Raw genomic sequence first — 12,704 nt, forward strand, 5'->3', positions numbered from 1 at the left:
TTTATGATTAATCATATTGTAGCGATGAACTATCGAAAGAACAATAGTTGTGTAAAAAGTTGGAATACTGAAATAATTTAAGTCAAACTAAAAAGAGCTCTTTTTGAGCGCTTTAAATTAGTGGATACCATGCATGAGTTTTTTTATAAATGGACTGAACAGCATAACGATGATGCCGAGTCCAATTGCAATAGCACCGAAATAACCGAAGTAATGGGCAGAATCAATGCTTGTATAGACGTTAACGAGCTGAGCGTTCAAGCCTTGCGCCATCGTATTAGACAAGAACCAGATACTCATCATCTGAGCAGTGAAAGCTTGAGGCGCGAGTTTAGTCGTCGTTGATAATCCGACAGGTGACAGGCAGAGTTCTGCTACAGTAACAAGGAAGAAGCTGAGAACAAGCCAGAACGGATTGATGAGCTCAATACCTGAAATCAACGGGAAAATCATGACCAGGAAGCTTGACCCGGCAAGTAATAACGCGATACCAAACTTGATAACTGTCGGTGGATTGTAACGGCCGAGGCGTACCCAGAGTGATGCAACAAGTGGTGCCAGCGTCACAATGAACAATGGATTGAGTGACTGGAACCAGGCTGCAGGAATCGTGAAGTCAATCAGACCATTTGTGACAATCCCAAGGTCAAGCTGTGTTCGTTTATCAGAGAAGTTAGCGAGTACAGTCGAACCTTGCTCCTGTATCATCCAGAACATCACGGAAGCCAGGAATAACGGGATGTATGCAAGGAGACGTGATTTCTCGATTTTAGTTGTCTGACGTGAAAGAAACATCGTCGCAAAATAGATGACAGGTAAAATTACCCCTAAAATAGAGATAGTTAAGCTGATAGTCTGTAAATCCAGTTTATTGAGCTTATTTAAAACAAATAGATAAAGAATAATAGCAACAAAGAGCACACCTACATATAACCATGTTTTCTTTTTTGTTTCCGGTGTAATCGGATTCGGTACATTCAAGCCTGACAGACCGAGCGTCTTTTTCGCTGTCAGCACGTAAACGACAAGTCCGAAGAACATACCAATAGCAGCTGCCGCAAATCCGGCATGGAAGCCAATACGCGTCTGAAGGAGCCCGACAAGCAGAGGAGATAAGAATGCCCCTAAGTTAATAGACATGACGAATAACGTAAATGCAGAATCAACTTTTGAGTCGTTCTTCAGATAAAGTTCACCGACGTTGGATGAAATATTCGGTTTCAGTAAGCCGGTACCAATGATCAGAAAGAATAAAGCAACTAAAAAGAGTGTGAACTGATTAGGTAATGACAGTAAAATATGACCGATCATAATCAATATGGCACCGATTAAAATAGAGTGCCTTGTACCGAGTAAACGGTCAGCAATCCAGCCGCCGATAATACCACTCATATAAATCAGTGCGCCGTAAATAGAGACGATTTGTAAGGCTGTGCCTTCTTCAAGTCCGAAGCCGCCTTTTGAAACTTCATAATAAAGGTAGAATGCGAGAATCGCCTTCATACCATAGTAACTGAAACGTTCCCAGAATTCTGTCACCATTAAAGTGAAGAGTCCTTTAGGATGTCCGAAGAAACCCGTTCTTGGCATACTGTTGACGATTTCTTCACGCGTGTGTTGTGCCAAATCAATCTTCCTTTCCACAATAAAAAAATAAAAACAATGTATCTAATATACACTGTTTTTAATTCTCTGACAATTCAAATTTATCTATTAGTAATCGTTTCCGGATATAAATCATGGTTCATCAGTCGGTAGTTTGCTATTTCTTCATATTTAGTACCTGGGCGTCCGTAATTAGTGTAAGGATCGATTGAGATACCGCCACGTGGTGTGAACTTACCCCATACTTCAATATAATGAGGATCCATGAGTTCGATTAAATCATTCATAATAATATTCATGCAGTCTTCATGGAAGTCACCATGGTTACGGAAGCTGAAAAGATACAGCTTCAAGGATTTAGATTCTACCATCTTAATGTTTGGAATATAGCTGATATAAATGGTCGCGAAGTCAGGTTGACCCGTTATAGGGCATAGACTCGTGAATTCCGGACAGTTGAACTTGACGAAATAGTCACGGCCCTGATGCTTGTTATCAAATGACTCTAATATAGATGGATCGTATTCATATAAGTATTGATTGTTCTGATTGCCAAGCAGTGTAATATCCTGCAGTTCATCTTTAGAACGTGTCATAATATGACCTCCTTCATTAATCGTACTGATACTACTATAAATCTGTTGTTTACTCAAGCTTTGCTTTTCTGAACATATAATAGCTGGCGCCAAAGACGATGAAGTAACCGAGGAAGCTTAACATATCCGGTATTTGATTGAACAGGACGAAACTGATGATAGCGCTGAAGAGTACGGTTGCATAAAAGAAAATGGAGATATCTTTTGCGGGCGCATACTGATAGGCAATCGTGATACCGAACTGACCGATTGTCGCAAAAATACCGGACAGAATAAGATAGAACGTCTGAGTCATGGTCATCGGATGGAAGTCAGTCAGCACAAAGGGCAGCAGTACAATGGTTGAGAAGAAAGAAAAATAGAATACAGTCGTATAGAACTTTTCTCGTGGTCCCAGTACTCGTAAAGTAGTATAAGCAAAACCGGCAAACAGCGCCCCGGCTACACCAATAAGTGCATAGAACATATCGCTTGAGAAGCTCGGCTTAATAATGAAGAGAGAACCAAGAAAAGCGATGATGATGGCCGTGATCTGGTAAGGTTTGATCTTTTCTTTTAAAAACAGTGCACAAAGTAGAATGGTGAAGAACGGACTGAGTTTATTCAGCATATCTGAGTCGCTCAGCACCATGTGATCAATCGTAATATAATTCAGGACAACACCCACCAGCCCGAACGTGCTTCTTGCGATAAGAAGCGGCTGATTTTTCAGCTGGCCGAAGAGACGCTCCTGATACTTGATAACGAAGTAAAGCGGAATGATCATACCGACGATATTCCGGAATAATGTTTTCTGCAGGACGGGGATATCACCAGACAGTTTAACAAATGCACCCATCAGACTAAATCCGAGTGAGGCGATGAGCAGCGCAAGGATACCTTTTTGTATATTGTTCATGTTGACGACCTTTCAAATAGGATAATTCATTTTAACATACGCACTGTTTAAGTCTTAAATCGTGTCATCAAAATGTAATAATTTTTCAAAGCTATGTGTAGCAACAGGTTAAGAATTTCAGCTAAAAGTCAAGAGCCTAAATTAATAAATTTCTGGGTATAATCGATTGAAAGAGCGAACAAACGTGCTATAATATTTCATATATCTTGTGGTGCTTATGAGGATAAAACACAATATATTGTGTTTTATCCTTATATACCCTACATATTCAGTTTTAGAGCGTTTTTTACATAGGAAGTGATAAATGTGAAAGTAATCTACTATTCGCTCACGGGCAATGTGAGACGTTTCTTGCAAAAATCAAAATTTACTGGCGAATCATTGCTGGATATCCAGTCGATTGATGAGCCTTTTATTGTGGTAACAGGGACAATTGGTTTTGGTGAAGTACCGGATCCAGTTCGTCAGTTTTTAGAACGTAACAGCCGATATCTAGTAGCAGTCGTGAGCAGCGGCAACCGTAACTGGGGACAGAATTTTGCACGATCAGGTGATCTGATTGCAGCTGAATATCATGTTCCACTGCTTATGAAATTCGAACTCCATGGCAATGCGCATGATGTACAATTATTCAACGAAAAGGTGGATGAAGTAAATGAAAGTCTTAGACGACAAACAGTATAACCATATTGAACTTAATAACCAGGTGACAAAGCGTCGTGCAGACGGTTTCTTTGATATCGAAAAAGACCAGGACGCACTTGCCGTCTATTTAGAGGAAGTAAACGAAAAGACCATTCATTTTGATTCACCCCTTGAACGTCTTCATCATTTAGTCGACAATCAGTTCTACTATAATCTGTTTGAAGATTATTCAGAGGCTGATCTTGTAGAGATTATTGCTTATGCAGAGAGTCTGCCTTTTAAGTTTGCAAGCTATATGTCAGCAAGCAAGTTCTTCAAGGATTACTCGCTGAAGACAAATGATAAAAAATCTTACCTTGAAGATTATAAAGAACATGTGGTTATCGTCAGCCTCTACCTTGCGAAAGGTCATAAAGAGAAAGCGAAGGAACTCATCAATGCGATGGTTGAACAGCGTTATCAGCCGGCAACACCGACCTTCCTGAATGCAGGCCGTGCACGCCGCGGGGAACTCGTATCCTGTTTCCTGCTTGAAGTAGATGATTCACTGAACTCTATCAATTATATCGATTCAACAGCTAAACAACTTTCTAAGATTGGCGGCGGCGTAGCCATCAATTTATCCAAACTACGCGCACGGGGTGAAGCGATTAAAGGCATCAAAGGTGTCGCAAAAGGCGTACTCCCTGTCGCAAAAGCATTGGAAGGTGGCTTCAGCTATGCCGATCAGTTAGGTCAGCGTCCAGGTGCTGGTGCTGTCTATCTCAACATCTTCCACTATGATGTTCTTGAGTTTTTAGATACGAAGAAAGTAAATGCCGATGAAGATTTACGTCTTTCTACTATTTCAACAGGACTGATTGTGCCGTCCAAGTTCTTTGATCTGGCAAAAGAAGGCAAGGACTTCTATATGTTTGCACCACATACAGTAGAAGCGGAATATGGCCAGACACTGGATGATATCAACTTAGATGAAATGTACGACGAACTCGTGGCAAATCCTAACGTCATGAAGAAATCGAAGGATGCCCGCGAGATGCTGAACACAATCGCACAGACTCAGCTGCAGTCCGGTTACCCGTATTTAATGTTTAAAGACAATGCCAACAAAGTGCATGCGAACAGTAATATCGGACAGATTAAGATGAGTAATCTCTGCACGGAGATCTTCCAGCTGCAGGAGACGTCTGTCATCAACGACTATGGCACAGAAGATGAGATTAAGCGTGATATTTCATGTAACTTAGGCTCACTCAACATCGTCAACGTCATGGAATCCCGTAAAGTGCGCGAATCAGTGCATACGGGGATGGATGCATTGACAACAGTCAGTGACGAAGCGGACATCAAGAATGCCCCCGGTGTCGCAAAAGCGAACCGTGAACTGCATTCTGTAGGCCTTGGTGTCATGAATCTGCACGGTTATCTTGCAAAAAATAAAATTGCTTATGAATCAGACGAAGCAAAAGATTTCGCCAATACATTCTTTATGATGATGAACTTCTATTCAATTGAGCGTTCTATGGAAATTGCAAAAGAACGTCGGGAAGTCTATGCAGACTTTGAAAAGTCAGATTACAAATCAGGACAGTACTTCGATAAATATGTCAGCGCAAGCTTTGCACCGAAATCAGAGAAAGTACAGGCACTTTTTGAAGGCATGCATATCCCGACTCAAGAAGACTGGCAGGCATTAAGCGAACAGGTTAAAGAACATGGACTCTTCCATGCATACCGCTTAGCGATTGCACCGACACAAAGTATTTCTTATGTTCAGAACGCGACAAGTTCTGTTATGCCGATTGTGGACCAGATTGAACGTCGTACGTATGGTAATGCTGAAACGTTCTATCCGATGCCGTTTTTATCACCGGAGACCATGTGGTTCTACAAATCAGCATTCAGTACAGACCAGATGAAACTGATCGATTTAATCGCAACAATCCAGCAGCATATTGACCAGGGTATTTCGACGATTCTGTTCGTCAACTCTGAGATATCTACGCGTGAACTCTCACGACTATACGTTTATGCCCATCATAAAGGACTTAAATCACTTTACTATACACGTAACAAATTACTGAGCGTTGAAGAATGTACAAGCTGTGCGATCTAACTAATTAATGCAAGGATGGATAAGATGAAAGCAGTAAACTGGAATACGCAGGAAGACATGACCAACATGTTCTGGCGTCAGAATATCTCACAGATGTGGGTGGAAACAGAATTTAAAGTCTCAAAAGATATCGCCAGCTGGAAAGAGCTGACGGAAGATGAAAAGTATACATTCAATCATGCTTTAGCAGGTCTGACGGGTCTCGATACACAGCAGGCAGATGACGGCATGCCGCTTATTATGATGCATACAACTGACCTTCGTAAAAAGGCAGTCTACTCATTTATGGGCATGATGGAGAATATCCATGCGAAAAGTTATTCTCACATCTTCACGACTCTTCTGCCGACGAATGAAACAGATGAACTATTGAACGAATGGGTACCAAGTGAACCTCATTTAACTTACAAAGCGAATCGCATTTTAGAGAAATATCATAAACTGTGGACAAAAGAAGCGAGTATTTATGATCAGTACATGGCACGTGTAGCATCTGTATTCCTGGAAACATTCTTGTTCTATAGCGGTTTCTACTATCCGTTATATCTGGCAGGACAAGGTCGCATGACAACGTCAGGTGAAATCATCCGTAAAATTCTGCTGGATGAATCTATTCACGGTGTCTTTACAGGACTTGATGCACAGAGCTTACGCAATGAGCTGTCAGATGATGATAAGCTGAAAGCGGACAAAGAAATGTATGCGATGCTGGATGATTTATATCGAAATGAAGAGTCTTATACACGTGAATTATATGACCGTGTCGGGCTGATAGAAGATGTACTGAATTATGTTCAATATAATGGTAATAAAGCACTCGCTAACTTAGGATTTGAACCTTACTTTGAAGAACGCGGCTTCAATCCGATTATCGAGAACGCACTGAATACAAGCACGAAGAACCATGATTTCTTCAGCGTTAAAGGCGACGGTTACGTGCTCGCGTTAAACGTCGAAGCGCTGACAGACGAAGACTTTATATTCGAATAAAAATGAACCCATCACAACGAAGCAAGTTGTGATGGGTTTTTGGTTATAGAGAAGAGTAAAGTCCAGCAAAGTGGATCTGCTGGACTTTACGCAGTACAAAGAGGCTCCTTAAGAAGAGCAAAGTCCCGCAAAACGGATCTGCTGGACTTTACTCAATCTAATCTTATTACTTTTCTTATTTTGTTTCTCTGTGCAGCGTGTATTTCTTTAAGCGTGGGCTGTATTTCATCAGTTCAATACGTTCAGGGTTATTACGTTTATTCTTTTTCGTGATATAGTTGCGGTCTCCACATTCTGTACAAGCTAAAGTTACATTTACTCTCATTTTAATTGCTCCTTTTTTTATAATGTTAGATCTGCATTTGTTTCTTCTACGGTATAAGCAGGCAGAGGGTCTGGCATCTGTGACCAGTCCTGTGCCATCTCTTCATCTGTCAGAAGGGCAGCATCCAGCGCCTTCGTAATGGCTGACTGGTCCATTTCAATCCCGATGAAGACGAGTTCAGTCTGACGGTCACCATAGACCTTATCCCATCTCGCAGCTAAAGTAGGGTCTTCCTGCATTTCAAGCGCGATATCTTCATCGCTATATGTCGCTATCCATTCACCAGCACCTTGCAGCTGAATAGAGCTCCCTGCCTGTGATAGTAAGCCGCACATCTCATTTCTTGTCGCGAGCCAGTAAAATCCTTTAGAACGCACGACAGTAAGCGGGAAGTTCTTCAGAAATGCCATAAAACGTTCGGCATTGAAAGGTCTCTTCCTGCGATATACAAAAGAGGCGATGCCATATTCTTCTGTCTCTGGTGTATGTTCTTCGTTCAGTTCATTAATCCAGCCGGCGCTCTGACTTGCTTTCTCAAAGTCAAAAAGTTTCGTATTCACTATGAGATTAAGGTCGATAACCGAGTTCTGTGTCTCATAAACCTGTGCCTCTGGATTCAGCTGCTTAAGTAGTCTTTTCAATTCTTCGCGGTCATCTTCTGATATTAAATCAATCTTGTTCAGCAGGATGACATTCGCAAATTCTATCTGATCGATAAGTAAATCGATGACTTCGCGGTCATCTGTTTCATTATTACCTAGTTTGCGGTCTGCGAGTGATTCTCCTGACGCAAAATCATGCCAGAACTGATTCGCATCTACAACTGTTACCATTGTATCAAGTACAGTGTTCTCTGATAATTTGATGCCGAGTACCTCGTCTTCAAGTGTCAGTGTCTGGGCGACAGGTAATGGTTCAGAAATTCCGGTTGATTCAATAACGATATAATCAAGCTGATGCGACTGCACAAGTTTATCTATTTCAATCAATAAATCTTCGCGTAGTGTACAGCAGATGCAGCCATTCTGGAGTTGAATCATTTTTTCGTCACTTCGTTTCATAACGGCAAGTTCAGCATCGATATTGACTTCACTCATATCATTGACGATGACGCCGATACGCATATCCTGTGTGTTGGTCAGAATATGATTGAGCAATGTCGTTTTACCTGCTCCGAGAAAACCGCTGAGTACTGTAATAGGGACAGTCATTTAACCACCTCCAATTCGTAATAGTTACGATTTATTATATTACGCTATATCTTTGTAAAAGTAAAGAGACTGTTTTAATTTTGTCAAAAATGGAAACAATCCCATTTATGCCGGCTACTGTCACGATTTCGACATTGATTAATAGGAGCTGAATCAAGATAATAGGAATTGACTGACAAACAGAAAGGAAGTTATGAAATGAAGAAACTAGCAGTAATTCTCTCGGCGGGCCTTGTACTTGCAGCTTGCGGCCAGACAGAAGAAAAGCATGACCACGCCAAACAGGAGACCGCATCAGTTGAGCCTGTTAAAGTAGACTTGAGCGTCCCTGAAAAAGGAAAAGCAGGCGAGGAAGTTAAACTGACAGCAAAAGTCACTCAGGATGGAAAAGCGATCAATGATGCAGACGAAGTCATGTTTGAAATCATTAAAGATGGTGACAAAGATAAATCTGTGAAAAAAATGGTGAAAGAAGCTAAAGACGGCATCTATGAACTTTCTTATACATTTGATGAAGACGGCAGCTATCAGGTCATCAGCCATGTCACAGCTAAAAGCCAGCATACAATGCCGGACAAGACAATCACAATTGGCAATGCGAAACATAGTGAACACGCTCACCACGAAGGGTCTGTTCATGTGATGCCGATTAAAGCAGTGAAAGGTGAACCCGCTGACTTAATGATTCATGTTAAAGATGAAGAGGGTAAAGCGAAAGAGAAACTCATGACACGTCTGGAAGTGATGATGCCTGACGGTAAAGCCAAATGGGTTGATTTGAAAGAGACAAAAGCAGGACAGTATGAAGGTCAGGAGACATTTGACCAGGCAGGGAAGTACACAGTGACTGCACATGCTGAGAATAAAGAAGGTTTCCACGTCCATTCAGACGCTACTTTCACAGTAAAATAAAGAGACAGGCAGCTGCCTGTCTCTTTATTTGATTTGTTCGAAATAAGGATCATCTAAATGATTGGCCTGCAGGTGTTCGACCTGCAGCGTTGTGTGATCAAGGCTGTAAGTTTCTTTCAGCATTGCAGCCAGTTCATTGATGACTCTGTAGTTTTCAGCGTCACTTCTATTATCCACGACGACGTGAGCTGATAAATTGTAGTGACCTGTTGTAATCGCAGATAAATGGAACTCGTGAACATCCAGGACATTCGGATGCTCTTTCATGCGGGCAATAATCTCATCTGTGTCTAATTCATCAGGCACTTTTTCCATCAGAATATCCCAGGCGTTTTTAACAATCTTGTATCCGCCACGGAAGATGATCAATGAAATCAAGATACTTAAGATAGGATCGATCAGAACCCAATGCGTGAAATAAATGACCACGACTGCGACTATGACGCCGACAGAATTTAAAAGGTCTCCGATAAAGTGCCAGAGCGCACTCTGAACATTGATATTGTCTTCGCCTTTCAGGGAACGTGCGAGGATAATCGTCAATATGATGTTGACTACGAGGCCGATAAGAGAAATGGTCAGCATCAGTTTCACGTCGACATCCTGTGGATGCAGAATACGCATAATACCTTCGTAACAGATTCCGAGAGCGATGACGACAAGGGCAAGACCATTGAGCAGGGCCGCCAGAATTTCCAGTCTTAAGTAACCGAACGTATAGCGGGCAGTAGGTGCTTTTGCTGCAAAATAAATCGCGATCATCGACAGCCCGAGCGCCAGAACATCGCTTAACATGTGTGCAGAGTCGGACAAAAGCGCAAGTGAGTTCGACAGGATACCGCCGACCACTTCAACAATCGTAAAAAATAAAGTAATTAAAAGAGACGCCCAAAGGGTCTTTTTAGACCCTTGCTGTTCTTTCAGATGTTCAACGTGATGATAATACTGAGGCTGACTGTATGTTTTTCTCATCGTTATTCTCCTTAATTTTGAAGAAAAGCAGCAGATTAGTCTGCTGCTTGTTCACCTATAATTCTGACTTCCGGCTGCAATTCTACGCCAGCGTGTTCAAGTACGGTTGCCTGGACATACGCAATCATCTCTTCATAATCCGTTGCGGTGCCGTTGTCGACATTGACAATGAAACCAGCGTGTTTTGTACTGACTTCGACACCGCCGATACGATGACCTTGCAGTCCAGCCTGCTGAATCAGCTGACCGGCGAAATGCCCAGGTGGTCTTCTGAAGACACTGCCGCATGAAGGATATTCAAGAGGCTGCTTTTCTTCACGTCGTTGAGTCAAGTCATCCATTTTAGCCTGAATAACGGTTAGGTCGCCGCGTTGTAAGTTAAAGGTAGCTTCAAGGACGACAAGATGCTGACTCTGGATGGAACTTGTTCTGTAATCCAGTTCCAGTTCTTCTTTAGAGAGAGTCAGGATGTCACCTTCTTCGTTCACGACTTTAGCATGATCGATGCAATCCTTTATCTCACCACCATATGCACCTGCATTCATATAGACAGCACCGCCGATAGAACCGGGTATGCCACAGGCAAATTCAAGACCTGTCAGATGATGGTCCCGCGCAATTCTTGAGACATCGATAATAGCTGCACCGCTTCCTACGATGATCTGATCATATTCAACTTGGACATCTGTGAAGTTGAGGAGACTAAGAACAATACCGCGGATACCGCCGTCGCGGATAATGATATTTGAACCGTTTCCGAGAAAAGTGACCGGGATATCGTGTTTTCTGGCAAACTTCATAACGGCACTGACTTCTTCGTAACGAGTAGGTGAGATATAGAAATCGGCATGGCCACCGGTTTTAGTATAGGTATATTTCTTCAGGGATTCGTTTACTTTGATCAGCTCACCTGGAATGAGCGTAGACAGTTCTTCTAGTAATGTATTTTCAATCATGGCGTTCGCCCTTTCGTACAATCTTAATAATCATTATAGCAATTTTAATGCTTATTTGCGATATGTAGTCTAAACCAGTCTGCTTTAGCGGATTCATAGTCTTTCTGAGAAAGATGTCTGACACTTTCTTTGAATGTTCTGAATGCCTCCGCTAAAGTCTCGGACTCGGTCAGCATGTTCTGAGCCTCCAGGTAAATGCGGGTTTTAGTACTTTGATCTTCTACGATGTGAAGTCGGCATTTTTCCCTTAAAGAAACCAGATCATGGAATTCACTGAAGACGCATTTTTTGTGATAAGGGTGGTGGAGTCGATAAAAACCCGATTGGTTGAGTCTCTTCTCATCCAGTGTGGTCATAGCATGTAGATTTGGTACAATGACCAGTATGTCCATAATGCCTTCTTCGCCTAAAGCAGTACTGCCGATATGTCGCACATCTATTACTGGAGAATCAAGAAGATTCAGCAGCAAGCGGCGTTTATCATTAAATTGTTTCTGAATATCAGTCATGAAATAACCTCTGTCATAATTTAGTATTTATATTGCTGAACGGTTTAGTTATAATAGGGAGAGCAAGGAGTAGATATATGAATATAAAATTCTATGGTCTTATACTGTTCGCTATTATTTTTTTAGTGGGATGCGGCAATAGTCTGCATGCCGATATAAAAGATTATAAGATGCAGATGAAAGATGTTCAATCTGAAGAAAAGAAATTAGTGAAATATATCGATGCGCTGGCACTGGATAAAGTCGATCAGCTGATGGGTTCAGAAGTAACAGACCAGAAAAAGAAAAATTTGCAGGAAAAAGAGCAGGCCATCGAAGAAAAAGTCCTGCCGCAACTCGCAGTATATGAAAATAAGATGAATAAAGTAAAAGTGGATAATCCTGAAATACAGGAGGTCCATGATATTTATATCAATAACTTTGATGAGAAAAAGACGTTTATCAACAACATCCATGCTTATATCTCACTTTATAATGATTCAATAGAGTCTAACGAAGAAATTCTGGGTTATACTCAAATATTTGAAAAAAATAAAAAAACAAGTGAGAAATATGCTGCACTCGCTTCAGAGAATAAATCGGAATCGAAGGACTATAATAAACTCACTCAGACCATCAATAAAAACAATGAAGAGCTAAAAACACATGTAGAAGAATTGATGAATACTTCAGATACATCAAAGCGGATGGCCTTTATTGATAGCAAGCTGATTCCGTTGATCAACGGTCATATCCAGATGCTCAATCAAATGCATATGACTTCTGAGAATACGCTGCATTTAAGACAGGCACAGCTTGAGATCTATTACAGCTTAATCAGCTATTATAAAGAGCGTAAAACAGCGATGCAAATAGAAGAAAAACTGAGAAAACTACCTGTTCAGACCATCCTGTCAAAAGCCAGGGAAATTAAGACGGTAGATGATAAATACTATCAGACATTAAAAAAACTTGAAGAGCAGAACTAAC

13 protein-coding genes are annotated in these 12,704 nt (G+C 41.3%); 5 read left to right on the forward strand and 8 right to left on the reverse strand.

Translation table 11 applies throughout. The annotated features are described in order from the left end of the window. Positions 1 to 117: 117 nt before the first annotated feature. The 3 genes from MGG13_RS03090 to MGG13_RS03100 form a co-directional block, all read right to left on the reverse strand. Positions 118 to 1,590, reverse strand: a complete 1,473-nt coding sequence (locus MGG13_RS03090) for a peptide MFS transporter (RefSeq protein WP_239035660.1) — start codon at positions 1,588 to 1,590, stop codon at positions 118 to 120. Between the two features lie 116 nt (positions 1,591 to 1,706). Continuing rightward, positions 1,707 to 2,201 carry a preQ(1) synthase gene (queF, locus tag MGG13_RS03095; protein WP_239035338.1) on the reverse strand — a complete coding sequence of 165 codons (495 nt, stop codon included), beginning with the start codon at positions 2,199 to 2,201 and terminating at the stop codon, positions 1,707 to 1,709. 49 nt (positions 2,202 to 2,250) lie between these two features. Beyond that, positions 2,251 to 3,099 carry a DMT family transporter gene (locus MGG13_RS03100; RefSeq protein ID WP_239035339.1) on the reverse strand — a complete coding sequence of 283 codons (849 nt, stop codon included), beginning with the start codon at positions 3,097 to 3,099 and terminating at the stop codon, positions 2,251 to 2,253. A gap of 306 nt (positions 3,100 to 3,405) precedes the next feature. Here MGG13_RS03100 and nrdI point away from each other — a divergent pair, with 306 nt between their 5' ends. From nrdI to nrdF, 3 genes are read left to right on the forward strand one after another with little or no spacing between them, the layout of a single operon-like run. Further along, on the forward strand, positions 3,406 to 3,783 hold the full coding sequence (nrdI, locus tag MGG13_RS03105; RefSeq protein WP_133430845.1) for a class Ib ribonucleoside-diphosphate reductase assembly flavoprotein NrdI: 378 nt from the start codon (positions 3,406 to 3,408) through the stop codon (positions 3,781 to 3,783). Then, complete coding sequence (nrdE, locus tag MGG13_RS03110) at positions 3,755 to 5,860, forward strand: class 1b ribonucleoside-diphosphate reductase subunit alpha (protein WP_239035340.1); 2,106 nt, start codon at positions 3,755 to 3,757, stop codon at positions 5,858 to 5,860. The genes nrdI and nrdE overlap by 29 nt, the downstream gene beginning before the upstream one ends. A 24-nt stretch (positions 5,861 to 5,884) precedes the next feature. After that, positions 5,885 to 6,850, forward strand: coding sequence for a class 1b ribonucleoside-diphosphate reductase subunit beta (gene nrdF / locus MGG13_RS03115; protein ID WP_239035341.1), 966 nt, complete (start codon positions 5,885 to 5,887; stop codon positions 6,848 to 6,850). 175 nt (positions 6,851 to 7,025) lie between these two features. On the opposite strand, the gene rpmG is transcribed toward nrdF, so the two are convergent. Beyond that, entirely contained in the window at positions 7,026 to 7,175 is a 150-nt protein-coding gene (gene rpmG, locus MGG13_RS03120; RefSeq protein WP_096076614.1) for a 50S ribosomal protein L33, read from the reverse strand. Between the two features lie 17 nt (positions 7,176 to 7,192). Further along, on the reverse strand, positions 7,193 to 8,386 hold the full coding sequence (locus MGG13_RS03125; RefSeq protein ID WP_239035342.1) for a GTP-binding protein: 1,194 nt from the start codon (positions 8,384 to 8,386) through the stop codon (positions 7,193 to 7,195). 198 nt (positions 8,387 to 8,584) lie between these two features. Between MGG13_RS03125 and MGG13_RS03130 the strand changes: the two genes are divergently transcribed. Beyond that, positions 8,585 to 9,298, forward strand: coding sequence for a FixH family protein (locus MGG13_RS03130; protein ID WP_239035343.1), 714 nt, complete (start codon positions 8,585 to 8,587; stop codon positions 9,296 to 9,298). A 24-nt stretch (positions 9,299 to 9,322) separates the two neighbouring features. On the opposite strand, the gene MGG13_RS03135 is transcribed toward MGG13_RS03130, so the two are convergent. From MGG13_RS03135 to MGG13_RS03145, 3 genes are read right to left on the reverse strand one after another with little or no spacing between them, the layout of a single operon-like run. Then, a complete protein-coding gene (locus tag MGG13_RS03135; protein WP_420827903.1) occupies positions 9,323 to 10,270 on the reverse strand; it encodes a cation diffusion facilitator family transporter in 948 nt (315 codons plus the stop codon). A gap of 35 nt (positions 10,271 to 10,305) precedes the next feature. Beyond that, positions 10,306 to 11,226: a UDP-N-acetylmuramate dehydrogenase gene (murB, locus tag MGG13_RS03140; RefSeq protein WP_239035344.1), complete on the reverse strand. Its 921-nt coding sequence runs from the start codon at positions 11,224 to 11,226 to the stop codon at positions 10,306 to 10,308. A 44-nt stretch (positions 11,227 to 11,270) separates the two neighbouring features. Next, positions 11,271 to 11,735 (reverse strand): GrpB family protein, encoded by a 465-nt coding sequence (locus tag MGG13_RS03145; RefSeq protein WP_239035345.1) that lies wholly within the window; start codon positions 11,733 to 11,735, stop codon positions 11,271 to 11,273. Positions 11,736 to 11,812: 77 nt separating this feature from the next. On the opposite strand from MGG13_RS03145, the gene MGG13_RS03150 reads away from it, so the two are divergent. Next, a complete protein-coding gene (locus MGG13_RS03150; RefSeq protein ID WP_239035346.1) occupies positions 11,813 to 12,703 on the forward strand; it encodes an EMYY motif lipoprotein in 891 nt (296 codons plus the stop codon). The last annotated feature ends 1 nt before the right edge of the window (position 12,704 follow it).

The sequence above is a fragment of the Macrococcus brunensis genome (genome assembly GCF_022343725.1).
GTDB lineage: Bacteria > Bacillota > Bacilli > Staphylococcales > Staphylococcaceae > Macrococcus > Macrococcus brunensis.